This window comes from Solimonas variicoloris DSM 15731 (genome assembly GCF_000382285.1).
Lineage (GTDB): Bacteria > Pseudomonadota > Gammaproteobacteria > Nevskiales > Nevskiaceae > Solimonas > Solimonas variicoloris.
Genome location: NZ_KB907932.1, coordinates 51,788 through 74,428, shown reverse-complemented (window position 1 = coordinate 74,428; position 22,641 = coordinate 51,788). Strand labels below are relative to the sequence as shown.

The following is a 22,641-nucleotide window of genomic DNA, read 5'->3' as shown; positions in this document are numbered from 1 at the left end:
CCCTCATGACGCATCGACGGTCGCCGGGTCGTTAGCTCAGTCGGTAGAGCAGCTGGCTTTTAACCAGTTGGTCGCTGGTTCGAATCCAGCACGACCCACCATCCTCGCCGCGATGTGTCTGCAGTGCCCGTCGGGGCGTAGCGCAGTCTGGTAGCGCATCTGCTTTGGGAGCAGAGGGTCGCTGGTTCGAATCCAGTCGCCCCGACCATTCCTTCCGTCGCTGCCGTGGCGCGGCGCGTCCGGGCTCGGAATACGAGCCTCGCGCCCGGCATACTGCGCGCCAGTCCCACGATGCCGATCCTGCCGATGTTCGACTCTCTGGCCGCCTGTCCGGCAGACGAACTGCACGCCCGCCTCGCCGCGGCCGCGCCGTCGGCCGCGGTGCTGGTCTGCGCCAGCCACCGCCAAGCGCAGGCGCTGCACGAGGCGCACGCGCGCTGGCGCGTCGCTGCCGGCTTCGCGGTTTGGGACACGCCGCAGATCCTCGGCTTCGACGCCTTCGTCGACCGTCTTTACACGCAGGCGCGGCCGGCACTCGTACTGGCCGGCGCGGCGCTGCCGCCGTGCATCGCCGCCGCCGAGGCGCGCGTGCTGTGGCGCCTGTGCATCGACGAAAGCCGCGAACCCTTGCCTCTGCTGCGCGCCGGCGACGCCGCCGCGCTGGCCGCCGAAGCCTGGGCGCTATGCCACGAGTACCGCCTGCCGCTGCCGCTGGAGGCCGGCGGTTTCGCCGATGTCGAGCGCTTCAACGGCTGGGCGCAGTCGTACCGGCGGCGCCTCGAACGGCTCGGCGTGATCGACGCGGCGCTGTTCGACCGCGCGCTGCTCGGATACGTCCGCGATGGCGCGCTCGCCGTGCCCGACGCGATCGTGCTGGCGGGTTTCGAAGAGACCACGCCGCGCCTCGACGACTGGCTGGCGGCGCTCGCGGCGCGTAGCGTGACCTTGTCACGGCTGGCCGACGAGCGCGCGCCGCTGACGCCGCGTCTGGTCGCGGCCGCCGACGAGGAGCTGGAGCTGCGCGCTGCCGCGGCCTGGGCCCGGACCCAGCTGCAGGCTGAGCCGCCGCGCCGCGTCGCCGTCATCGTGCCCGACATCGGCGCGCGCCGCGCCGCCGTGCAGCGCATCTTCGACGAGCAGCTGTGCCCCTCGCTCGATGCGCCCGGCGCGCACAGCGTGGCGCGTCCGTACGACCTCACGCTCGGCATGCCGCTGGCGGCATGCGGCCCGGTGCAGGCGGCGCTGCAGTTGCTGCAGCTCGCCGCGCTCGGCTGCGACGCGGCGACGCGCGGCACGCTGTTCGCATCACCGTACTGGGGAGATGAGGCCGCACGCCTGCAGCGCACCGCGTTCGACGCGACGCTCGCTGCCGAAGGCTGGCTCGACGCCGATCTGGCGGCGCTGCTGCCGCTGGCGCCGGCGCCGCTGCGCGAGGACTGGCGCGCGTATGCCGCCGCCTTGCCGCCGCGCCGCCAGACGCCGGCGGAGTGGGCGGAGCTGTTCACCGCCGCGCTTGCCGTCGTGCGCTGGCCCGGCGTCCGCCCGCTCGACAGCGAAGAATTCCAGATGCTGTCGCGCTGGCGCGAGGTATTGCTGCAGTTTGCCGCGCTCGATCGCGTGCTCGGCCGCATTCCGCTGTCGGCGGCGGTCTCGGCGCTGCGCGAGCTGGCCGAGCGCACGCTGTTCCAGGCGCAGGCCGGCGACGTGCGCCTGCAGGTGATGGGCGTGCTCGAAGCGCAGGGCCTGTCGTTCGACGCGCTGTGGGTCTGCGGCATCGACGACGAGCGCTGGCCGGCGGCGAGCCGGCCGCATCCGTTCATTCCGCACCGCCTGCAGCGCCGGCACGGCTTGCCGCACGCCTCGGCGCAGCGCGAGCTCGCCTACGCGCAGGCGCAGCTCGACGGCTGGCGGCGCCGCAGCGGCGAGCTGGTTCTGAGCTACGCGCGCAGCGGCGACGGTCGCGAACAAGCGCCGAGTCCGCTGCTGGCCGATCTGGCGCTGGCGGTCGAGGCGCTGGCGGTCGAGGCGCTGCCGCAGGCCTGGCGCGACAGCGCCGCGGCGGCGCGCATCGAGACGCTCAACGACGCGCAGGCGCCGCCGCCGGCCGAAGGTGCGGTGCTCGGCGGTGGCACCCGTGTGCTCGGCGATCAGGCGCGCTGCCCGTTTCGCGGCTATGCCGTGCATCGGCTCGGTGCGCGACCGCTCGAGGCGGCCGGCTACGGCATCACCGCGATCGATCGCGGCGTGCTCGTGCATCGCGTGCTCGAACACCTGTGGAGCGACTGGCGCGAGCAGCGCGCGCTGCTCGCGCTCGACGATGCGAGCGTCGGCGCCCAGGTTGCAAGCGCCGTCGACGCAGCGCTCGACGAGCTGCAGCGCCGCGCGCCGCAGCGCCTGCGGCCGGTGCTGCGCACACTCGAAGCGCAGCGCCTGACGGCGCTGATCCGGGACTGGCTCGACGTCGAACGCGCGCGCGCGCCGTTTCGCGTGCTCAGCGTCGAGAATCGCGCGCTCGACGGCGAGGCCGGCGAGGGCGTCGCCGCCGATGCCACGACCGAATTCGAAGGTCTGCGCCTGCGCCTGCGGCCGGACCGCGTCGACGTCGACGCGCACGGCCGGCGCATCGTGCTCGACTACAAGACCGGCGCGCGCAAGACGCCGCCGTGGGCCGACGGCCGGCCCGAGGATCCGCAGCTGCTGCTCTACGCGCTGACCGAAGCCGACATCAGTGCGCTGGCCTTCGCGCGCCTCGCCGCCGGCGACATCGGCCTGCAGGGCATCGCTTGCGACGAGCGCTTCGCGGCGGGCATCGCCGACTACGCCGCCGATCCGGCGACGCGCGAAGCGGCGAGCTGGGCGGCGCTGCACGGCCAGTGGCGCGGCGAGCTGGCGACGCTCGCTCGCGAGATCCGCGCCGGCTGGGCAGCGGTCGCGCCCAAGCATCCACGCCAGAGCTGCCGCGACTGCGGTCTGCATGCGCTGTGCCGCATCCGCGAGGACGTCTCGCTCGACGAGGGCGAGGAGGTCGCCACATGAGGAGCCGGCATCCATGGGGGCAGGGCGTGACGACGACGCGCGCGCAGGCGCTGCGGGGGGCGACGCGATGGGCGTGATCGACGCCGCCGCGCGCGCCCGCGCGCTTGACCCGCGGACCAGCTTCATCGTCCAGGCGCCGGCCGGCTCCGGCAAGACCGAGCTGCTGACGCAGCGCCTGCTGGTGCTGCTGGCCGGCGTCGACGAGCCGGAAGAGGTCGTCGCGATCACCTTCACGCGCAAGGCCGCCGCGGAAATGCGTGCGCGCGTGTTCCGCGCGATCCGTGACGCGGCGACGATGGCCGAGCCGGACGACGCGCATCGCGCGCAGACCTGGCGGCTGGCGCGCGCCGCACTCGAGCGCTCGCGGCAGCGCGGCTGGCGGCTGGAGGACAATCCGCAGCGCCTGCGGGTGATGACGATCGACGCGCTGTGCATGCACATCACGCAACAGATGCCGTTGACCGCCGGCTTCGGCGGCCGCGTGCAGATCGCCGCCGAAGCCGAGCCGCTGTACCGCGAGGCGGCGCGCGCGACGCTGGCGATGCTCGAGGCCGAGACGCCGTATCGCGAACCGCTGGCGCGCGTGCTGCGCCATTTCGACAACCGCAGCGGCCTGCTCGAGGAACAGCTGGTCGCGCTGCTCGGCCGCCGTGATCAGTGGCTGCACTTCGCGACCGAGGGCGGCCGCGCCGCGCGCGTCGAACTCGAAGCCGCGCTGGAGGCGATCGTCCGCACCGCGCTCGGCGCGGCCGACGCGGCGATCGCCGCGCCACAGCGCGAGATCTGGCTGGCCTCCGCCGCGCACGCCTCGTCGCAGCTCTACGCCGCGCAGCCGGAGCTGGCGCTGCACGCGCTGCGCGACGGCACATGGCCGCCGGTCGCGCCGGCACAGCTGCCGCGCTGGCTCGCGCTGGTCGAGCTGGTGCTGAAGAAGGATGGCGACTGGCGGCAGAAGATCGACGCGCGCTGTGGTTTCCCCGCCGGCAAGAGCAAGGCCGAGAAGGAGCAGCTCGGCCCGCCGCGCGACGCGCACCTGCAGCTGATCGCCGATCTCGCCGCGCAGGACGGCCTGCTCGACCTGCTGCAGCGTTTGCGCAGCCTGCCGGCGCCGGCCTACGACGATGCGCAGTGGGAGGTACTGCAGGCGCTGCTCGACGTGCTCAAGCTCGCCGCTGCGCAGCTGCGTGTCGTGTTCGCGGCGCATGGCGCAGTCGATTTTGCCGAAGTCGCCGCGCAAGCGGTCGCCGCGCTCGGCAGCGACGAAGCCCCGACCGATCTGGCGCTGGCCTTCGATTACCGCATCCATCATCTGCTGGTCGACGAATTCCAGGACACCTCGGCGACGCAATACCGCCTGCTGACGCGGCTCACCGCCGGCTGGCAGGACGGCGACGGCCGCACGCTGTTCGTGGTCGGCGATCCGATGCAGAGCATTTACCGTTTTCGCGAAGCCGACGTCGGCCTGTACCTGCGCGCGCGCCGCGACGGCGTCGCCGCGCTGCCGCTGGAAGCGCTGCGCCTGCAATGCAACTTCCGCTCGCGCGCCGGCCTCGTCGACTGGGTCAACGCCGCGTTCGCGCAGGTGCTGCCGCCGCGCGAGGACGTCGGGCGCAGCGCCGTGCCGTACAGCGCGGCGACCGCGACGCGCGCGGCCGAGGTGGGCCCGGCGGTCGTCGTCCATCCGCAGTTCGCCGGGCCGTCCGGCGAGGACGACGCGCGCAGCGAAGCCCGCCGCATCGTCGAGCTGGTGCGCGAGGCACGCGCCGCCGACGCCGACGGCAGCATCGCCGTGCTGGTGCGCAGCCGCACGCATCTCGACGAGCTGATGCCGGCGCTGCGCGCGGCCGGGCTGCGCTACCAGGCGGTCGATCTCGAAAGTCTCGCCAGCCGTCCGGTGATCGAAGACTTGCGTGCCCTGACGCGCGCGCTGCTGCTGCCGATGGATCGCGTCGCCTGGCTGGCGATCCTGCGCGCGCCGTGGTGCGGCCTGCGCCTCGCCGATCTTCATGCGCTCGCCGACGGCGTGCCGCCGCGTCAGCCGCTGCTGACGGCGCTGCGCGATCCGCAGCGCCTTGCGCGGCTCGGCGCCGATGGTCGCGGCCGGCTGGCCCGCGCGCTCGACGTGCTCGAGGCGGCGCTCGCGCAGCAGGGACGCAAGCCCCTGCGGCGCTGGGTCGAGGGCGTCTGGCTCGCCCTCGGCGGTCCGGCCGCGGTGCGCGAGACGCGCGATCTCAACGATGCGCAGCAGTTCTTCGCGCGGCTCGAAACGCTCGCGCAGGGACCGGCGCTGGCGGATCTCGACGCGCTCGATCTGGCGCTCGCCAATCTCAAGGCGACGCCCGATCCGCTCGCCGACGGGCGCCTGAGCCTGATGACGATCCACAAGTCCAAGGGCCTGGAGTTCGACACCGTGATCGTGCCCGGCCTCGGCCGCACGACGCGCAGCGATACGCCGCCGCCGATCGTCTTCGATCGCCGCATCGACGCCGACGGACGCGCGCAGCTGGTGCTCGCGCCGATCCACGCGCGCGGCGACGAGAGCGATGCGACCTACGCCTATATCCGCAGCCTGGCCGCCGACAAGCAGCTGCACGAGGACGGGCGCTTGCTGTATGTCGCGGCGACGCGCGCGCGGCGCCGCCTGCATCTGCTCGGCAGCGTCGCGCGCGATGCCGACGGCGCGCCCAAGGCGCCGCCGCCGAGCAGCCTGCTGGCGCGGCTGTGGCCGGCCGTCGCCGCCGATTACGTCGCTGCGGCCGCCGGCGCACCGCCACCGGCGCCGGCCGCAGCGGCCACGTTCGACGCCCTCGGGGCCGCGCCGCCGCCGCCGCTGCGCCGCCTCGTCGCCGGTTGGCAGGCGCCGCCGTTGCCGGCCTGGTCGCTGTCCGCCGCTGAAGCGCCGGTGCCGGCGCTGACGCCGGCCTTCGAATGGGCCGGTGAAGTTGCGCGCCTGATCGGCGTCGTCTTCCACCGCTGGGCCGAGCGGCTCGCCGCCGGCGATCTGGCGCAATGGGACGCGGTGCGGCTGGCGGCGCTCGCGCACGGTCTGCCGCAGGAGCTGGCCGAGGCCGGCGTGCCGGCGGCGAGCCTGGGCGGCGCGGCGCAGCTCGTGCAGCGTGCGCTGCAGGCGCTGCTCGACGATCCGCGCGGGCGCTGGCTGTTCGATCCGGCCCATCGCGAGGCGCGCAGCGAATGGGCGCTGACGGCCTGGCTCGACGGCCGCGCGCAGCGTTTCGTGATCGACCGCAGCTTCATCGACGCCGACGGCGTGCGCTGGATCGTCGACTTCAAGACCAGCCGCCACGAGGGCGGCGAACTCGACGCCTTCGTCGCCGAGGAACGGCGCCGCTATCAGCGCCAGCTGCAGACCTACGCCGACCTGCTGCGTCGCCACGGACCGCAGCCGGTGCGCGCGGCGCTGTACCTGCCGCTGCTCGACGAGCCGGCGCTGCGCTGGCAGCCGATCGAGGTCTGAACGGCGCCGGCGCGCGCCGCGTCTGGCGGGGCGGCGGGCAAAAGAAAAGCGCGGCAGGCTGCTCGGCCTGCCGCGCTTCGGGCACCGCGCGAGCGGTGCTCAGGTTTCGAGCAGGTCGCGCTTGCCCGGCTTGCCGTCCCATTCCTTGGCATCCGGCGCCATGTCCTTCTTCTCGGTGATGACCGGCCATTTCTTGGCGAGATCGGCATTGAGCGCCTTGAAGTCGGCCTGATCCGCCGGCAGATCGTCTTCCGCGAAGATCGCGTTGGCCGGGCACTCCGGCTCGCACAGCGTGCAGTCGATACACTCTTCGGGATCGATCACGAGAAAGTTCGGGCCTTCATGGAAGCAGTCGACCGGGCAGACTTCCACGCAGTCGGTGTACTTGCACTTGATGCAGTTCTCGGTAACGACGAAGGTCATGATGCGCTCGCTGCTTGAAGCGGTCGGTTCTACGGGGCGCATAGTTTAAACCATTGCCGTGGCGCGACGTCGGCAGAACGGGGGAGGCGTCCCCCGTTCCGCCGTCGTCGTCAGCGCGCGCCGAGGCCGGCGGCGAGGTACAGGCCGGCGAGGCCGTAGCCGGCGCAGGGCGCCGCGGCGGCGAGCGCCTGCGCGTAGTCGAAGGTTTCGCTCTGTCCGTCCGAGCCGTCGACCGTGACGGTGCCGTCGGCGTTGAACGTCACCTTCGCGGTCTTGCCGCCACTGGCGAACGTCAGCTTGCCGCCGGCGAACGGGCTGGCGATCTGGCCGTCGCTGTCGACGAGCGGCGTTTCGGTGGCGACGTCGACGGCGCCGCTCGGGCAGGTCTGCGCCTGCACACCGGTCATGCGAAAGCCGTACTGGCCGGCGATCACGGTGCCGTCGGCGTCGGACTTCGCCGTGAACGGCGCATCGTGCGTGCCGATGTAGTACGTGAAGTCGCCGCTGTTGCTGCCGCTCTGGCCGTTGGCGGACGCGCGGGCCGTGTAGTCGCCGTCCATCGCCAGCGCGAAGCGGTCTTCGTTGTCGCTGGCGCCTTCGCGATAGTCATCGCGGTAGTCGACCCCGATGCCGAGATCGAGATCGGCGCTGACGCTGTAGCCCTGCTGCGTGCTGTCGGTTTTGATCCGGTAGTCGAAGCGGAACGGCTGCGCGCTGCTGCCGACGCGCGCGTATTCCACGTACTGGCCGCCGTCCTCGACGCTGCCGCCCTCGGTGCTGCCGTTGACGAGCAGCGTCAGATCGACGTCGGTGCCGTCCTCGCTGTAGGTCTCGTGGTAGCGGCAGTCGCTGGCCTGCGCGCCGCTCACCGACATCGCCTGGTTCGTGAACGGCGAGCCGACGTTCTTGCTGGTCGGGCCGCTCGACGTGATGGTGCCGCCGTCGGGGCAGGCCTCGCTGGCCTTGGCAGGCACGCGTGCGGCCTTGGCGAGCGGACGGGCCCGCGCCGCGGCTTCCGCAGCCGGCGGCTGCAGCGCATCGAGGGCGCCGAGCGCCTGGATCATTTGCGCGAAGGTGCCGACCTGGGCCTTGGCGCCGCCGGCGCTGAGATCGGCGGTGCCGACGTCGGCGGCGCCACCGCCGCCGTCATGGTTGTCGCCGCCGCCGCAGGCGCCGAGCAGCGTTCCGGCGAACAGCGTGAAGGCGAAGCCGGCCGCGCGCAGCGGCCGCTTGAAGTGGATCGTGTGTGGCATGGTTTTCCCCGGGAGGCGTGGGCCCGCAGATCGGGCGCCGCCAGCTTGGCGGCCGGGGACGAGACTGTCCGCTCCCCATACGGGGATACCCGTTCTGGGGGGCAGCGCGCGGCGTTCAGGGTGTCAGCGGATCGTCGCCGGCGACTTCGGCACGCTGCGGCGGCTTGGGACGGTAGGCGAGGTCGAGGCTGTGCGTCGCGTAGGCGCCGGCACGGCGGTCGGCGAAGAACTGCTTGAGGCTGTGCCAGATCGTCGGGAAGGCGATGTCGTCCCAGGGAATCTCGTCCTCGCGCATCAGCCGTACCTCGGAGCTCTCGAAGGTCGGGCCGTAGTGCTCGGTGCGCAGCGTGCCGCGATGGATCATGTAGACCTGACTGACGTACGGGACGTTGATGACCATCAGCAGGTCATCGATCTCGACATCGGCCTGCGCTTCCTCCATGGCCTCGCGCGCGGCGCCCTGGCCGCTGGTTTCGCCGAGTTCCATGAAACCGGCCGGAAAGGTCCACAGGCCGAGCCGCGGTTCGATGTTGCGCCGGCACATCAGCACGCGGCCGTCCGCGTTTTCCGGAATGACGCCGACGATGACTTTCGGGTTGCGGTACTGGATGTGCCCGCAGTTCGGGCAGACGTGGCGCGGCAGATGATCGCCGTCCGGTACGCGGAACTCGATTTCGTGGCCGCAGGCGTTGCAGTAGCGGGTCTCGGCGTACATGAGGAGGGTCGGCGGATGAAGCCCGCACTATAGAGAATGCGCCGGCCGATTGCGCTCGTCCGGTCTGCGTAGCGTGCGTGCGTCCGGCGGCCGGGTCGTCCTGCATGCGCCGCATCCGCGGCCGCCGCTTTACTGGATTTGAGGGGGAAAATCGACGAACATTCCGAGCGCTATTAAACGAACCGGCGAAAAGCCGGGCCATGGAATGGGAAGGGGGTAGTTCATGAAGCACCGTCGTTATTGGCCTGTTGGCGCCGCGCTGCTGGCCGCAGGTTTCATCGTCCCGGCTTATGCGCAGGAATCGGCTGCACCGGCCGACGAAGGCGCGGCTCCGGTCGAGGCCGCCGCGCCGGCTGAAGCCGTTGCCGATCCGCTTGCCACCGACAGCAGCGCCGCCGGCGCCGAAGCCGCGGGCAGCGAAGCGGTCGAGACCTCGGCATCCGAAGACAGCGGCAGCGACGACAGCGCCAGCGCGCCGCACCGCGATCCGATCTACGTCTACGGCGGCATCGACTACGCGGCACTGAGCACTTCGCTGTCGAAGGACAGCCTCAAGAACGCGCTCGGCGGCGACGACTTCGATTCCGACTTCTACCGCCTGCGCGTCGGCACGCGTCTGCTGCCGTCGATCGGCATCGAAGCGCAGTTCGGCATCAAGAACGAGGACGGCAAGTCCTCGGGCAAGGTCGAGACCAACCAGATGTACGGTCTCTACGTCGTGCCGACCGGCAATCTGTTCCGTTTCCTCGAAGTGTCGGCGCCGATCGGCTATTCGCACCTGCGCCTCGAGAACAGCAACGGCAAGGTCGACTTCGACTCGCTGAGCTTCGGCCTGAATCTCGAAGTGCCGGTCTACGTGAGCCAGGACAGCCGCTGGCCCGACGTCCGCATCGGCGGCGGCGGCACGGTGTTCTATGCCGAGCGCGAAGCGCGCACCTACGGCTACCACGCCGGCGTGCGTCTCGACTTCAAGCTCTGATCCGTCGCGGATGCGATGCGCGAAAGCGGCCTGCGGGCCGCTTTCGTGTTTTCGGGCGCCGCTTCCTGAGCGGAAGTTACCGAGTGAAACAATTGCGAGCGCGTCGGTGACCGCAGGCCGGCCGGTGCGGGCCTAGTATCGATACCGGATCGACGCTTCGCGCGCTCGACCCAACCGTCCGGGGTCACCCCTGAAGATGCCGGACGGTCACCCCCCGAGCCCCAGTCCCCCTGGGGCTCGCCTATTTCCGGCGCCGGCGAGCGATGTCGATGGCCGGCGCATTGGTCGTGGCGCCGCGACGCCCCTATAATCGCCGGCCGCGCCGAAGTGGCGGAATCGGTAGACGCAGCGGACTCAAAATCCGCCGCCCTTAAAAGCGTGTGGGTTCGAGTCCCACCTTCGGCACCAGCCCCGCGCCGTTCCGGCGCGGTCGGCGACGGGCAGTGTGCGATGCCTGCCTCCCGTTTTCTTTCCTTGCGCTATCCCTCGTTGCGGCGCCGTGCCCGGCACCGGCGTGCCCCGGGCGCGCCGCCGTTTCCGGCTTCGTTCCGTGTGCCGGCGCCGACGGCAGCGACGCCGGCGGCGAGGTCGCGGCGATCCGGCCGGCTGTGCCGGTGCCGAGGCATGCGATCCGATGCGGACTCGTGGTCCGCGCGCATTGCCGTAAGCTCGCCGCGTCCTCCGTCCGGAGCGGGCTGCCCGAGATGACCGTCGCTCTGCTGATCTGTGCGCTGCTGCCGGTGCTCGTCGCCATGCCGCTGCACGCGCGCGAGTCGCGCCTGTTGCGCGCGCAGGCCGCGCTCGCGGCGCCGATTGCGGCGACCTACCGGCGGCGTGCCAAGCGTTGGCGGGCCGAGGCCTGGTTTGCCAGTGCTGCGGCGCTGGCCTGGCTGGCGCCGGCCCTGGCCTACGGGCCGGGATGGCACCCCTGGCTGGGGGCGGCGCTCGCGCTCGCCGGCTTTGCGCTCGTGCAGTGGGGTTTGCCGCGATGGCGGTTCGGTGCCCCGGCACGCGGGCCGCTGCGTCCCCGCGCCGAGCACTGGCGCGCCTTGCCGGCGGATACCGCGGCGGCGCTCGACGCACTTGCGCGCCGCTGCGGCTGCGCCGGCGCGCGCTTCATCGCCGTCGACGATGGCGGCGGTCGCCGCAACGCGCGTGCATTGCCGGTGCGTGGCGGCACCGAGGTCTTTCTCTGGCAGGGCTTGCTCGACGCGCTCGACCGCGACGGTTTGCGCGCGGTGGTCGCGCACGAGCTGGCGCACGGGCACCGGCACCATCACGGCCGCCGTCGCGTGGCGCTGGCGCTGCTCGCGGTGCCGTTCGCGGCGATGCTCGTTGCGGTCGGCATCGGGATCTGGCCGCCGGCAACGCTGGCGATCCTGCCGGTGCTGGGCTTCGCCGCGCGCGGCGTCCTGGCGGCGCAGCAGCGCCGCTTCGAGCATGAGGCCGACGCCTTCGCGGTCGCGCAGGTCGGTGCCGCGCCGCTACACGCGGCTTTGTGCGTGCTCTACGGCGAGGCGGCGACCATCGCCACCGATCGCTGGCTCAGCGCCTGTTGCGACACGCATCCGGCGCCGCAGTCGCGCCTGCGTCGCCTGTGCCCGCCGCCGAGCGTCCCGCCGACGTGACACTGTGTCACGCACAGCGCAGGCATTCGCAGCCAAGTCGCTGATTCCGCGTCTCTTCATCGGTGGCACCGGTCTTGCGCGTCCGCTTTCACAAGCGGCACACGACAAGAACCGGAGGAGAGAGATGATCCGCGTATCCGCGCTGTATGCGAACCAGGCCGGCGCCCGTTTCGACCACGTCTATTACGCGCAGCGTCACATCGCGCTGGTGCGCGAACGGCTGACGCCGCATGGACTGCTGCGCGTCGAGGCCGATCGCGGGCTGGCTGGCGGCGGTGGCGGCGAGGCCCCGTTCGTCGCCGCCGCGCATTTGTATTTCGCGTCGGTGGAGCACTTCGAGGCGGCGTTCGCGGCGGCTGGTGCCGCCGTGCTTGCCGATGTGCCGAACTACACCGATTTGCAGCCGCAACTGCAGATTTCCGCCATCGTCGTCGAGGCCTGAGGCAATGCGGCGCGCGCTGTGCGCGCTGGGCCGCGCTGCCGGTCTGGCGATGGCGCTGAGCGGCGCGGCGTCGGCCGCCGAGCCCGTGCGTGTCGCCGCTCTCGGCTTCGGCACCGTCGCCTGGGAGCTCGACGGGCTGCAGCGGGCCGGACTCGACACCGCCAACGGTTTCACGCTGCAACTGGCGCCGGTGGCGTCGGCGGATGCTGCGACCGTGGCGCTGCAGGGCGGGGCGGCCGACATCGTGCTCGCCGACTGGTTCTGGGTGTCGCGGCAGCGCGCGCAGGGACGCGACTACCGGCTCGCGGCGCATCCGCAGGCGCTTGGCGGTCTGGTGGCCGCCGCGCGCAGCGGCATACGCGATCTTGCGGAGCTTCGTGGCCGCCATCTCGGCATCGCCGGCGGCGCTGACGACAAAACCTGGCGTCTGCTCCAGGTCTACGCGCAACGGCACGAGGGCTTCGACGCGGCGCGCGAGATTCGCGTCGACTTCGCTCCGCCGCCGACGCTGAATCAGTTGCTGCTGCGCGGCCGGCTCGATGCCGTGCTGAGCTTCTGGCACTTCAATGCGCGTCTGGTCGCCGCCGGCCAGCGCCCGCTGCTCGATGCCAACGCGATGCTGCGCGGACTCGGCTTCTCGCCGCCGCCGCCGCTGCTCGGCTGGGTATTCGCCGGAGGCTGGGCGCAGGCACACGGCGACGCGCTGCGCGGCTTTCTGCGCGCGTCGGCGGCGGCCCAGCAGCGCCTGCGCGACGACGATGCGGCGTGGCAGGCGCTGCGGCCCCTGATGCAGGCCGGCGACGAGGCGGAGTTCCTGGCGCTGCGCGACGCCTATCGCGCCGGCCTGCGCAATGTCGCTGAGGACATCGACGCACGCGACGCCGCGCGTCTTTGCGCGCTGCTCGGGGGCGAGGCGCTGCAGCCCGGTACGTTCTGGCCGGCGGAAGCACGCCGGTGAGCACGCTGGTCGTACCGATGCCGTCGCTATTGAACGGACGTATCGCCGGTGCGCTTGCGGCGCTGCTGCTCTGGCAGCTGGCGGCGCTGGTGCTCGCCGATCCGCTGCTGCCGGGGCCGCTGGCCGTGGCCGCCCGGCTCGGTCAACTGGCTTCGTCCGGCGAGCTGTGGCGGCAATTGCTGCCGACGCTGGCGCGTGTCGCCGTCGCGTTCCTGCTGGCGATGGCGTGCGGCAGCGTGCTCGGCGTGCTGATGGGGCGTCGCGCACGGCTCGACGCTGCGCTCGATGCGCCGTTGATGGTCGCGCTGAACCTGCCGGCGCTGGTGACGATGATGCTGTGCTACGTCTGGTTCGGTCTCGGTGAATTCGCCGCGGTGCTGGCGGTGGCGCTCAACAAGATTCCGATGGTCGCCGTCGCGCTGCGCGAAGGCGCGCGCGCCCTCGACGAGCGGCTGCTGCAGGTCGGCACGGTGTACGGCCTGTCGCGCGGCCGCGTGCTGCGCCACATCTGGTTGCCACAGCTCGCGCCCTACCTGCTCGGCGCCGCGCGTAACGGCCTGGCGCTGGTCTGGAAGATCGTGCTCGTCGTCGAACTGCTCGGACGGCCGAACGGTGTCGGTTTCGCGCTGGCGCGCAGTTTTCACGACTTCGATGTCACCGGAGTGCTGGCGTACGCGGGAGCATTCGTTGCGGTGATCGCGCTGGTCGAGGCGCTGCTGCTGCGGCCGCTCGAACAGCGCTGCCGGCGGTGGCGCGCATGAGCGCCGCGCTGCGCCTGAGCATCGAGACCAAGCGCTATGGCGGGCGCGATGCGCTGGCGCCGCTGCGTCTCGATGTCGCCGACGGTGAGTTCGTCGCGCTGCTCGGTCCGTCAGGGGCCGGCAAGACCACGTTGCTGCAGCTGATCGCCGGGCTCGACCGCGACTATCGGGGCTGCATCGTGCGCGGCGGCGGCCGCATCGGCATGGTGTTTCAGGAGCCGCGTCTGCTGCCCTGGCTCAGCGTGCGCGACAACCTCGCGCTGGTCGGCGCTGACGAGGCGGGCATCGACGCACTGCTCGCGGCGGTCGGCTTGCGCGAGCACGCCGGGGTGTACGCCCACCGTCTGTCCGGCGGCATGCAGCGCCGGGTCGCATTGGCGCGCGCGTTTGCGATCAGGCCGCGCCTGCTGCTGCTCGACGAAGCGTTTGTCTCGGTCGACGTGCCGACGCGCGCGCAGCTGTACGCGCTGCTGCTGGCGCTGTGGGCGCGCGAGCGGCCGACGGTACTGTGTGTGACGCATGAGCTGCGCGAGGCATTGCTGCTCGCCGATCGCCTGCTGTTTTTCTCGGCGGCGCCGGGGCGTGTCATCGCCGAGCGCCGCGTGCCGCTGCCACGGCCGCGGCGCGACGACGATGTCGCACTCGAAGCGCTGGCGCGACAGTGGCGGCCGCTGCTCGACGGCATCGGCGATACGGTGCAGGCGGACGTGCCATGAACGGCGACGCCGTGCCGCCCAGCCTGCGAGTCGTCCGGCTGTCGAAGCGCTACGGTGCGCTGCGCGCGCTCGACGGCCTCGATCTGTCGATCGCGCCGGGCGAGTTCGTGGCGCTGCTCGGCCCGAACGGTGCCGGCAAGTCGACACTGTTCCAGCTGCTGACCGCGCTGTTCGTCGCCGACGCCGGCGTCATCGAGGTCGACGGGGTTTCGCTGGCACAGCGGCCGTCGGCGGCGCTGGCGCGCATCGGCGTGGTATTCCAGCAGCCGACGCTCGATCTCGACACCGACGCGCTCGCCAATTTGCGCTTTCACGCACGGCTGCACGGACTCGGCCACGCAGGCCTGCAGCGGGCGCCGGTGCTGCTCGCCGAGCTGGGGCTCTCCGAGCAGGCAGCGCGGCCGTGCCGCCTGCTCAGCGGCGGCAACCGGCGCAAGGTCGAGCTGGCGCGTGCGCTGCTGACGCAGCCCCGTCTGCTGCTGATGGATGAGCCGACCGTCGGCCTCGACCCTTTGTCGCGCCGGCAGTTGCTCGACAGCGTGCGCCGCCGCTGTGCCGACGACGGTCTCGCGGTGTTGTGGGCGACGCATCTGGTCGACGAGGCCGAGGCCGCCGATCGCGTACTGGTGCTGCATCGCGGCCGCTGCCGCGCCGAGGGTTCGCCGGCGGCGATCGTCGCCGCCCAACAGGCACCCGACCTGCAATCGGCTTTCGTCGCGCTCACGCGCGAGCCGGCGCCGGGCCGGGCGGAGGAAGCAGACGCATGAGATCGTCGCGGCATTCCGTTATTGCGCTGTCCGCTGCTGCGGTGCTGATCGCCGCGCTGCTGGTGCCGTGCGCGGCGCTGGCCGGCGGCCGCAATCTGGCCTACGTGTCGAGCGAGAAAGACGGCATCGTCACCTTCATCGACCTGGCGAGCTGGAAGCCGGTCTTCCGTCTCGCGGTCGCCAAGCGGCCGCGCGCGCTGGCGCTGTCGCCGGATCGCCGCCGCCTTTACGTCGCCTGCGGCGACGGGAATTCGATCGACGTCATCGATCCCGATCGCCGCACGATCGTCGCGCGTTTGCGCGGCGTCGACGATCCGGAGATGTTCGCGCTGACGCCCGATGGCGGCGCGCTGTGGCTGTCCAATGAGGAGACGGCGACGGCGAGCGCGCTCGATCTCGCCAGCGGCCGCATCATTGCTTCGGTTGCGGTCGGCGACGAGCCGGAAGGCGTGCTCGTCAGCCCCGACGGCGCGACGGTTTACGTCGCCTCCGAAGTCGCCAACATGGTGCACGTCATCGACGCGAAGACGCACGTTCTGCGTCGCAGCGTGCTGGTCGGCAACCGGCCGCGGCGCATGGCGCTGACGCCGGACGGCCGCGAGCTGTGGGTGACCAACGAACTCGGCGCCAACGTCAGCATCGTCGATCCGCTGCGCGGCGTGGTGAGCGGCGAGCTGCGCTTCGCGCCGCAGGGATTCCGCGTCGAGGACGTCACGCCGGTCGGCATCGTCATGACGCCGGATGGACGCACCGCCTACGTCACGCTCGGGCGCGCGAACCACGTCGCCAAGGTCGACGTCGCCGCGCGTCGCGTGCTGGGCTATGCCCTGACCGGCAGTCGCGCCTGGGGGGCGGCACTGACGGCGGACGGCCGCCGCCTGCTCGTCGCCAACGGTCTTTCGGACGATGTCGCCGTCGTCGATCTTCAATCGTTTCGCGTCGAGCGTGCGGTGCCGGCCGGACGCACGCCGCACAGCATCGTGGTCGACGACCGATGACAGGCGCACGCCGTCTGCTGGCGCTGGTGCTCTTGGCCTGCGCGTATCCGGCGCAAGCCGCGACGCTGGCGATCGACATGCTCGAAGACAGCGGCGATGCGCGCTACGAGGCGCACCGGCTCGACGAGGCGCTGCGCCTGCAGCCGTGGGGGCGGCCTGCGGCAGGCGCCGAAGTAGCGGTCCAGGAATCGCGCTTTGCCGCTGCCGCGCTCGGCCTCTCGCTCACGCTCGACAGGGACTCGGCGTCGGGTGCCGCCGCGCTGGAGGCCGCTCTGCGCCGACGCTATGCGCAAGGCGTGCGCTTCTTCATCGTCGATGCGCGTGCCGCGCCGCTGGCAGTGCTCGCGCAGCGTGTGCGCGATCTGGACCTGCTGTTGTTCAATGTCTCCGCGCTCGACGATGCGCTGCGCGGCCCGCAATGTCAGCCGAACCTGCTGCACGTGGTGCCGAGCCAAGCGATGCTCGACGATGCGCTCGGTCAGTACCTGGCAAGCCGCAAGTGGCGGCGCGTGCTGGTGCTGCGCGGCCCGCAGGCCGCCGATCGCGCACAGGCGGACAGCTTTGCGCGCAGTGCCCGGCGTTACGGCATCGAGACCGTCGCCACGCGTGACTTCGTCCCCGGCCGCGATCCGCGCCAACGCGAGCGCAACGATGTGGCCCTGCTGACCGCGGGGCCTGACTATGACGCGGTCTACGTCGCCGACAGCGACGGCGAATTCGCGCGCGACGTCCCCGGCATGACGCAGCGTCCGCGCGTCGTCGTCGGCAGCGCCGGCATCGTGGCCGACGGCTGGCATTGGGCCTGGGAGCGCCACGGCGCGCCGCAGCTCAACGCGCGTCTGCGCAAGGCCGCGGGACGACGGCCCACGCAGTACGACTGGTCGGCCTGGATGGCAGTCAAGGCTGTCGTCGAGGCAGCGCAGCGTACCGGCGGTGCGGACTTCGCGAAGATGCGCTCCTATCTGCGCGGCGAGTCGATCACGCTCGATGGATTCAAGGGCTTTCGCATGGGATTTCGGCCCTGGGACGGGCAGCTGCGTCAGCCGGTCTTGGTGACTGGCGACAATGCTGTGCTCGCCGTCGCGCCGTTCGACGGTTTTCTCGATCCGCGCAATGCACTCGACACGCTCGGCATCGACGCCCGCGAGAGCGCCTGCCGACGCGGAGATGGGAAATGAGGGCGGGTCACGCCGCGCAGGCACTGTTTGCGATCTGTCAGCGCGAGGTGCGCCGCTTCGTGCAGCAGCGTTCCCGCCTGCTGTCGGCACTGGTGCGGCCGACGCTGTGGCTCGCGGTGTTCGCGGCCGGTTTCCAGAACGTGTTCGGCATGTCGGTCGTCGAGCCTTACGACCGTTTCGTGACCTATCAGGAGTATGTCGCGCCCGGCCTGCTCGGCATGGTGCTGCTGTTCAACGGCATGCAGTCTTCGTTGGCGATGGTCTACGACCGCGAGATGGGCATGATGCGCCTGCTGCTGACGGCACCGCTGCCGCGCGTCTATCTGCTCGCCTGCAAGCTGTTAGCCGGTACCGTGCTGTCGATGTTGCAGGCCTATGCCTTTCTTGCCGTCTGCGCCTGGTTCGGCGTCGGTCTGCCGTGGGGCGGCTGGCTTTCCGCGCTGCCGGCGCTGTTGCTTTGCGGGCTGATGCTCGGGGCGCTCGGTCTGCTGCTCGCCGCCACGATCCGTCAGCTCGAGAACTTCGCCGGCGCGATGAACTTCGTGATCTTCCCGATGTTCTTCCTGTCGAGCGCCTTGTACCCCCTGTGGAAGCTGCAGGAGTCCGGTGCGACGTGGGTCTGGTGGCTGGCGCGCTTCAACCCGTTCACGCATGCGGTGGAACTGATCCGCTATGCGCTCTACGGCCGCCTTAATGGTGAAGCGCTCACCGTCGTGGCGGCCGCCACGCTGCTGTTCTTCATCGCTGCGGCCCTTGGCTTTGACCCGCAGCGCGGACTGGTGCGGCTGAGGCGACAGGCAGGGTGAGGGGAAAGTGCCGGGCGTGCCTCGGTGAAACGGCCGGCGACGTCGGGGGAAGACGAAAAGCCCTTCTGCTCGCTTTTTTACGAAGACGGACGACCTGCCGGCCCGTGAAACCGATGGGGAGAGGCAGATCGTCGGTGCCAGGCGCAGAGATGGGCGTGCTTTACCCGACGGCGCCGCTGATGTCTTCGATGATGATCTGTTTTTCTTCCTGGCCGCTGACAACAAGCTCCATGAGCACAGCCGCGCCGTCGGCCGCCGGGACCAGACACTCCACCACAGCAAACAGTCCGGCGCTGTTGGGAGGAAAGTACTTCACGGCAATCGGCTCCCGCTTTTCGGTTTGATGAGAGGAGGCCGCCGCCGCCAGATGATCCGCCTGGAGAGCGGCTGCCGGGTCCCGTCCAAAGCAGAGCGCGTAGCCGAAGCGGCTCGCCAGAGCGGCATAGTCGCGGCGGGCGAGCATGCCCGCCGCTTCAGCGCCCAGAGCCGCCAGCGACTTCTCATCCGTGAGTACGATCTTCATCCTCAAGCACTTGCTGCCGAAAAGCCTATTCTGACTGCCCTTGTCATCGAAGGGTGCGGGCTGGAGCCGGTCCGAGCAGGGAAAGGGACGGTGCTACAGCTGAGGCGTTTGCAAGGCCTCGCAAATCTTCTTCCGGGTGATGCCGATCTTCTTCAGGTAGAAAGCTTTGGGGTTCTACCCCGATAGCACGGACACTTTCGAGAAGGCCGACAATGGCCGAAAGGAGTGTTCATGTCGAAGCGAAGGAAGTTCAGTGTAGAGTTCAAGCGTGGGGCTGTTGAGCAGACGCGCCAGCCTGGTGTCAGTTGTGCCCAGGTCGCCCGAGAGCTGGGCATCAGGGACAATCTGCTGACTCGCTGGAAACGCGAGATGGATGGCCAGGGCAAAGGCGCTTTCGTCGGCACCGGTACGGCACGCGACGAGGAAGTGGCCAGCCTGAAGCGCGAGCTGTCCCGAGTGACCAAGGAGCGGGATTTTTTGCGCGCAGCGGCAACGTTCTTTGCCAAGGGGTCGTCCTGAGATATCAGGCGATCGAACGTTGCCGCAATGAGTTTCCGGTTCGTCTGATGTGCCGTTGCCTGCGGGTGTCGCCGAGCGGCTATTACGAGTGGAGCACTCGCCGGCCGAGCGCTCGCCAGGCCGACAACGATCGGCTGCTGGCGCGTATCCGCGAGCTTCACGAGGATAGCCGCGGCGTTCTGGGCGCGCCCCGGATGCACGAGGATCTCGTTGAAGCAGGAGAAACCGCCAGCCTGAATCGGGTGGCTCGCCTGATGGCACGGCACAGCATTCAGGGCTGGCCCCGACGGAAACGTCGCGGCCAGCGCGCAGATCAGCGCCTGCCGCCGCCCGGCGTGCGTAACCTCTTGGAGCGCGACTTCAACGCGCTAGAGCCGGAAACCAAGTGGGTGACCGACATTACGGAGATCGGCACCGACGAAGGCAAGCTGTATCTGTGCGTCGTCCTCGATCTATTCAGCAAGCTGGTGATCGGCTGGTCGATGCATCACCGGCAGGACCGTCAAATGGTGATCCGGGCGGTCGAAATGGCAATCTGGCAGCGGCGTGGCGGATGGTCCGTGATACTCCACTCAGACCGCGGCAGTCAGTTTCGCAGTGGTGACTACCAACGCTTTCTGACGCAGCACACGCTGCTGTGCTCGATGAGTGCCGTTGGTCACTGCGGCGATAACGCAGCCTGCGAAGGCTTCTTCGGCATGCTCAAGCGGGAGCGTGTCAGCCGGACGCGATACCCGTCGCTGGATGCCGCCAAGGCCGATCTGTTTGACTACATCGAGCGATTCCATAACCCTCGCATGCGGCGGAGAGTCGCAAAGCAGGATCAGAAGTTTTCAGCTCTTTCCAAACCGTCCGTGACTACGGGGTAGAACCCATCGCCGCCCACTGCGATCCGTGCTCGCCACGGTGCTCGAATACCATCCGCACCGCGCGCTCCCTGACCTCCGGTGAATACCGCGTCTGCTTCTTGCTCATCGCTCCATCCTCTCAAAGAGTGGAGCCTCCGAGATAGTCGGGGCGGTTCAACCTCCTCCTATCGCTGGTGCGGTGTCCGGCGTTTGTGCGGGCCGGCGTTCAGGCGCCGTAGCGGTAGCGCAGGCCGAGCACCCAGGTGCGAGGCGCGCCGGGCGCGACGAAGCGAGCCGGCGCGGCGTCGCCAGCAGCGATGTGGGGTTGCAGCAGTTCGCCATTCGGGAACAGGTCGTCGGCAACCGCGCCGAAGGTTTCGTAGCGGCGGTCGAACAGGTTGTCGATACGCGTGTACAACTCCACGGCCGGATGTGGCTGCCAGTGCGCGCGCAGGTCGACGAGCGCGTAACCGGCGGTGCGCCAGTCGTGGCGGGTATCGTCCTCGTTGTCGATGCGTCCGTCTTCGTTGCCGCTGCTGCGCTGCGAGGAGAACGCGAGCAGATCGGCGCCGAAGCCGAGGTTCTCGCGCAGCGTCCAGTCGAGGCCGAGGCGCGCGCTGTGTTCCGGCAGGGCAGCAATGCGTGTGCCGCTACGCACGGCGACGTCGCGCTCGCCGGCGGCGAGCGTGGTCGCCGCCTCGTAACGGGCATCGAGCCAGCTGTAGCCGACGCGCAGCGCCAGCGGGCCGAGCGTGCCGCGCAGCGAGAGGTCGGCGCCCCGGTGGCGCGTATGCGGGACATTGGCGAAGTAGCCCTGCTGGGTATTGGCGGCGCGCAGGAACAGGATGTCGTCGCGGTTGTCGGTGCGGTACAGCGCGAGCGAGGCGCGCCAGTTTTCGCGTGACTGCCAGCGCGCTCCGAGCTCGATGGTGCGGGAGACCACCTGATCGAGATAAGGATCAGCCTGCAGGCCGGTCGGCAGGCGGCACGGCTGCGCGGGATCGGCGCAGCCGAGTTCGATTGCGGTCGGAGTGCGGCTGTTCTGCGACCAGCCGCCGAACAGCTTGATGCCGTTGTCGAGCGACTGCGCGAGGCCGATCGCCGGATTGATCTGCACGTAGCGGAAGCGCTCGCGCGGCTGCGCGCCGTCGTCGGTTTCGATGCGGTTGGCGACGGTGCTGTGATCCCAGCGCAGCGATACCGTCAGGTGCGTGCGTGACCACGGCGACCAAGTGTCACTGCCGTAGACGCCGACTGCATGCGTGTCGCCGGAGACGCCGGAGAAGAACGCGCGCTCGCTGCCGTCGAGTGCGCGCACGCCGCGGTCGGCGCCGATCGTGCCGTCCTGTTCGTATTGCGCGTAGTCGACTTTGCTGAGGTCGACGCCGGTGCCGAGCAGCCAGCGATGCTGCGAGAGCCGCCCGGCGAGGTTGAGTGCGGCGCCGCCGCGCCGCTGTGTCGCATGGGTGGTGTTGAGTGCGCCGCTCGGTACTGCTGCGCCTTCGGCGCGCGTGTAGGGGCAGCCGTCGTCGAGCGGACTGCCGTCGGCGGCGAAGCCGTCTTCGCACTGTTCGACATATTCCTCGTAGTCCTCGCCGACGTCGCCGTTGACGGTGTCGCGCGTGCCGCGGCGCAGATAGGCGAGCCCGGTGAGGTGCAGGACGTCGCTGTAGCGGTGCTCGCCCTGCAGCGTCAGTTGCGTCAGGCGGTTCTCGTTGCGATCCGGATAGGTGTAGACGGCGCGCCGGTCGGCCTCGTAGAGGCCGTTGTCGCGTGCCCCGTCTTCGAGTCGCCAGCTCGGCAGCAGACCGTTGCCGAGCAGGCGGCTGCGGCCGTGCAGAAAGGACAGCGACACATCGTCGCGCGCGCCGCGGCGACCGGCCTTGGCGAAGACATTGCCGAGCCGGCTCGCCGAATGATCGCGCCAGCCGTCGTCGGCGTGGCCGGTGCCGGCGACGAAGGCGTGCCAGCCGGCGTCGTTGCGCCAGCCGTACGACAGATCGGCGCGCCGCCGTGCGTCGCCGCCGCCGCTGAGTTCGGCGGCAAGACCCTGCTGGTCGAGGCCCGAGCGCGTGCGCAGGTTCAGTGCGCCGCCGAGCGCGTTCTGGCCGTATAGCGGATTCGAGCCGGCGGCGAGCTGCACATCGCCGAGCGCGGCTTCCGGCACGAGGTCCCAGTTGACGACATCGCCGAAGGCTTCGTTGATGCGCACGCCGTCGAGGAACACCGCCAGGCCCTGTGCGGCGCCGAGTGTCGGCGAGGCGCGGTAGCCGCGAAAGCTCAGCTCGCCGAGGAAGGCATTGCCCTGCACGTCGTTGACCTGCACGCCGTCGAACTCGCGCAGCAGCGCGTCGCCAAGGTTCTGTGCGCGCGGGCCGATCAGTGCGCCGGCGTCGGCGCGCTGGGCCTGATAGGGCAGCGTGTCGGCGTCGCGCTCGTCGTCGCCGAACGGTGCCGCGCCGATCACGTAGACGGTCGGCAGTGCGGCCAGCAGCGCCGGATCGGCGGGGTCGGCATCGGTCGCGGCCGACGCCACGGCACAGGCCGGCGCGGCGATCAGCGCCGAGATACAGGCGAGCGCGGGACGGCGCGCGGAGCGCATGGGCTTCTCCTCAT

At 70.6% G+C, this 22,641-nt stretch carries 18 protein-coding genes and 3 tRNA genes; 16 read left to right on the top strand and 5 right to left on the bottom strand.

Annotation, left to right across the window (positions count from 1 at the left end; all coding sequences use genetic code 11):
• Window positions 1-25 precede the first annotated feature (25 nt).
• The 4 genes from H149_RS0110990 to H149_RS0110970 all read left to right on the top strand — a co-directional run bounded on the left by H149_RS0110990 (window position 26) and on the right by H149_RS0110970 (window position 6,511).
• Window positions 26-101 (top strand) — tRNA-Lys (locus H149_RS0110990).
• Between the two features lie 30 nt (window positions 102-131).
• Window positions 132-208: transfer RNA gene (locus H149_RS0110985), tRNA-Pro, on the top strand.
• Between the two features lie 98 nt (window positions 209-306).
• Entirely contained in the window at window positions 307-3,036 is a 2,730-nt protein-coding gene (locus H149_RS20665) for a PD-(D/E)XK nuclease family protein (RefSeq protein ID WP_169518340.1), read from the top strand.
• A gap of 13 nt (window positions 3,037-3,049) precedes the next feature.
• Complete coding sequence (locus tag H149_RS0110970) at window positions 3,050-6,511, top strand: UvrD-helicase domain-containing protein (RefSeq protein ID WP_169518339.1); 3,462 nt, start codon at window positions 3,050-3,052, stop codon at window positions 6,509-6,511.
• Between the two features lie 99 nt (window positions 6,512-6,610).
• On the opposite strand, the gene fdxA is transcribed toward H149_RS0110970, so the two are convergent.
• The 3 genes from fdxA to H149_RS0110955 all read right to left on the bottom strand — a co-directional run bounded on the left by fdxA (window position 6,611) and on the right by H149_RS0110955 (window position 8,902).
• Window positions 6,611-6,934: a ferredoxin FdxA gene (fdxA, locus tag H149_RS0110965; RefSeq protein ID WP_020649802.1), complete on the bottom strand. Its 324-nt coding sequence runs from the start codon at window positions 6,932-6,934 to the stop codon at window positions 6,611-6,613.
• A gap of 110 nt (window positions 6,935-7,044) precedes the next feature.
• Window positions 7,045-8,187 (bottom strand): hypothetical protein, encoded by a 1,143-nt coding sequence (locus H149_RS20660; protein ID WP_020649801.1) that lies wholly within the window; start codon window positions 8,185-8,187, stop codon window positions 7,045-7,047.
• A gap of 115 nt (window positions 8,188-8,302) precedes the next feature.
• A complete protein-coding gene (locus H149_RS0110955) occupies window positions 8,303-8,902 on the bottom strand; it encodes an NUDIX hydrolase (RefSeq protein ID WP_020649800.1) in 600 nt (199 codons plus the stop codon).
• Between the two features lie 223 nt (window positions 8,903-9,125).
• Between H149_RS0110955 and H149_RS20655 the strand changes: the two genes are divergently transcribed.
• The 11 genes from H149_RS20655 (at window position 9,126) to H149_RS0110895 (ending at window position 18,135) form a co-directional block, all read left to right on the top strand.
• A complete protein-coding gene (locus H149_RS20655) occupies window positions 9,126-9,881 on the top strand; it encodes a hypothetical protein (protein WP_020649799.1) in 756 nt (251 codons plus the stop codon).
• A gap of 321 nt (window positions 9,882-10,202) precedes the next feature.
• Window positions 10,203-10,289, top strand: a tRNA-Leu gene (locus tag H149_RS0110940).
• A gap of 296 nt (window positions 10,290-10,585) precedes the next feature.
• The gene (locus H149_RS22180) at window positions 10,586-11,509 is read left to right on the top strand and encodes a M48 family metallopeptidase (protein ID WP_020649798.1); all 924 of its coding nucleotides are present in this window, start codon (window positions 10,586-10,588) and stop codon (window positions 11,507-11,509) included.
• Window positions 11,510-11,513: 4 nt separating this feature from the next.
• A complete protein-coding gene (locus H149_RS0110930) occupies window positions 11,514-11,951 on the top strand; it encodes an EthD family reductase (protein WP_154654750.1) in 438 nt (145 codons plus the stop codon).
• Window positions 11,952-11,955: 4 nt separating this feature from the next.
• On the top strand, window positions 11,956-12,909 hold the full coding sequence (locus H149_RS20640; RefSeq protein ID WP_020649796.1) for an ABC transporter substrate-binding protein: 954 nt from the start codon (window positions 11,956-11,958) through the stop codon (window positions 12,907-12,909).
• Window positions 12,910-12,926: 17 nt separating this feature from the next.
• Window positions 12,927-13,670: an ABC transporter permease gene (locus H149_RS0110920; RefSeq protein WP_039748790.1), complete on the top strand. Its 744-nt coding sequence runs from the start codon at window positions 12,927-12,929 to the stop codon at window positions 13,668-13,670.
• Complete coding sequence (locus H149_RS0110915; protein WP_039748788.1) at window positions 13,667-14,386, top strand: ABC transporter ATP-binding protein; 720 nt, start codon at window positions 13,667-13,669, stop codon at window positions 14,384-14,386. The genes H149_RS0110920 and H149_RS0110915 overlap by 4 nt, the downstream gene beginning before the upstream one ends.
• On the top strand, window positions 14,383-15,153 hold the full coding sequence (locus H149_RS0110910) for an ATP-binding cassette domain-containing protein (protein WP_020649793.1): 771 nt from the start codon (window positions 14,383-14,385) through the stop codon (window positions 15,151-15,153). The genes H149_RS0110915 and H149_RS0110910 overlap by 4 nt, the downstream gene beginning before the upstream one ends.
• The gene (locus H149_RS0110905; protein WP_051101847.1) at window positions 15,150-16,151 is read left to right on the top strand and encodes a PQQ-dependent catabolism-associated beta-propeller protein; all 1,002 of its coding nucleotides are present in this window, start codon (window positions 15,150-15,152) and stop codon (window positions 16,149-16,151) included. The genes H149_RS0110910 and H149_RS0110905 overlap by 4 nt, the downstream gene beginning before the upstream one ends.
• Before the next feature lie 77 nt (window positions 16,152-16,228).
• Entirely contained in the window at window positions 16,229-17,329 is a 1,101-nt protein-coding gene (locus H149_RS0110900) for an ABC transporter substrate-binding protein (protein WP_211213584.1), read from the top strand.
• Window positions 17,326-18,135 carry an ABC transporter permease gene (locus H149_RS0110895; RefSeq protein ID WP_020649790.1) on the top strand — a complete coding sequence of 270 codons (810 nt, stop codon included), beginning with the start codon at window positions 17,326-17,328 and terminating at the stop codon, window positions 18,133-18,135. The genes H149_RS0110900 and H149_RS0110895 overlap by 4 nt, the downstream gene beginning before the upstream one ends.
• 160 nt (window positions 18,136-18,295) lie before the next feature.
• Here H149_RS0110895 and H149_RS0110890 read toward each other — a convergent pair whose 3' ends face one another.
• Window positions 18,296-18,658 carry a hypothetical protein gene (locus tag H149_RS0110890; protein WP_020649789.1) on the bottom strand — a complete coding sequence of 121 codons (363 nt, stop codon included), beginning with the start codon at window positions 18,656-18,658 and terminating at the stop codon, window positions 18,296-18,298.
• 231 nt (window positions 18,659-18,889) lie between these two features.
• Here H149_RS0110890 and H149_RS0110880 point away from each other — a divergent pair.
• A protein-coding gene (locus H149_RS0110880; protein WP_154654749.1) for an IS3 family transposase occupies window positions 18,890-20,046 on the top strand; the annotation gives its coding sequence in 2 pieces (ribosomal slippage) (window positions 18,890-19,130 and window positions 19,130-20,046; 1,158 coding nt in all).
• Window positions 20,047-20,251: 205 nt separating this feature from the next.
• On the opposite strand, the gene H149_RS0110875 is transcribed toward H149_RS0110880, so the two are convergent.
• Window positions 20,252-22,627: a TonB-dependent receptor gene (locus H149_RS0110875; protein WP_020649786.1), complete on the bottom strand. Its 2,376-nt coding sequence runs from the start codon at window positions 22,625-22,627 to the stop codon at window positions 20,252-20,254.
• Between the last annotated feature and the right edge of the window lie 14 nt (window positions 22,628-22,641).

Excerpts from the sequence above, each read along its gene's own strand:
- H149_RS20665 (WP_169518340.1), top strand. The coding sequence starts at position 307 with ATGTTCGACTCTCTGGCCGCCTGTCCGGCAGACGAACTGCACGCCCGC.
- H149_RS0110970 (WP_169518339.1), top strand. The coding sequence starts at position 3,050 with ATGGGGGCAGGGCGTGACGACGACGCGCGCGCAGGCGCTGCGGGGGGC.
- fdxA (WP_020649802.1), bottom strand. The coding sequence starts at position 6,934 with ATGACCTTCGTCGTTACCGAGAACTGCATCAAGTGCAAGTACACCGAC.
- H149_RS20660 (WP_020649801.1), bottom strand. The coding sequence starts at position 8,187 with ATGCCACACACGATCCACTTCAAGCGGCCGCTGCGCGCGGCCGGCTTC.
- H149_RS0110955 (WP_020649800.1), bottom strand. The coding sequence starts at position 8,902 with ATGTACGCCGAGACCCGCTACTGCAACGCCTGCGGCCACGAAATCGAG.
- H149_RS20655 (WP_020649799.1), top strand. The coding sequence starts at position 9,126 with ATGAAGCACCGTCGTTATTGGCCTGTTGGCGCCGCGCTGCTGGCCGCA.
- H149_RS22180 (WP_020649798.1), top strand. The coding sequence starts at position 10,586 with ATGACCGTCGCTCTGCTGATCTGTGCGCTGCTGCCGGTGCTCGTCGCC.
- H149_RS20640 (WP_020649796.1), top strand. The coding sequence starts at position 11,956 with ATGCGGCGCGCGCTGTGCGCGCTGGGCCGCGCTGCCGGTCTGGCGATG.
- H149_RS0110920 (WP_039748790.1), top strand. The coding sequence starts at position 12,927 with ATGCCGTCGCTATTGAACGGACGTATCGCCGGTGCGCTTGCGGCGCTG.
- H149_RS0110915 (WP_039748788.1), top strand. The coding sequence starts at position 13,667 with ATGAGCGCCGCGCTGCGCCTGAGCATCGAGACCAAGCGCTATGGCGGG.
- H149_RS0110910 (WP_020649793.1), top strand. The coding sequence starts at position 14,383 with ATGAACGGCGACGCCGTGCCGCCCAGCCTGCGAGTCGTCCGGCTGTCG.
- H149_RS0110905 (WP_051101847.1), top strand. The coding sequence starts at position 15,150 with ATGAGATCGTCGCGGCATTCCGTTATTGCGCTGTCCGCTGCTGCGGTG.
- H149_RS0110900 (WP_211213584.1), top strand. The coding sequence starts at position 16,229 with ATGCTCGAAGACAGCGGCGATGCGCGCTACGAGGCGCACCGGCTCGAC.
- H149_RS0110895 (WP_020649790.1), top strand. The coding sequence starts at position 17,326 with ATGAGGGCGGGTCACGCCGCGCAGGCACTGTTTGCGATCTGTCAGCGC.
- H149_RS0110890 (WP_020649789.1), bottom strand. The coding sequence starts at position 18,658 with ATGAAGATCGTACTCACGGATGAGAAGTCGCTGGCGGCTCTGGGCGCT.
- H149_RS0110875 (WP_020649786.1), bottom strand. The coding sequence starts at position 22,627 with ATGCGCTCCGCGCGCCGTCCCGCGCTCGCCTGTATCTCGGCGCTGATC.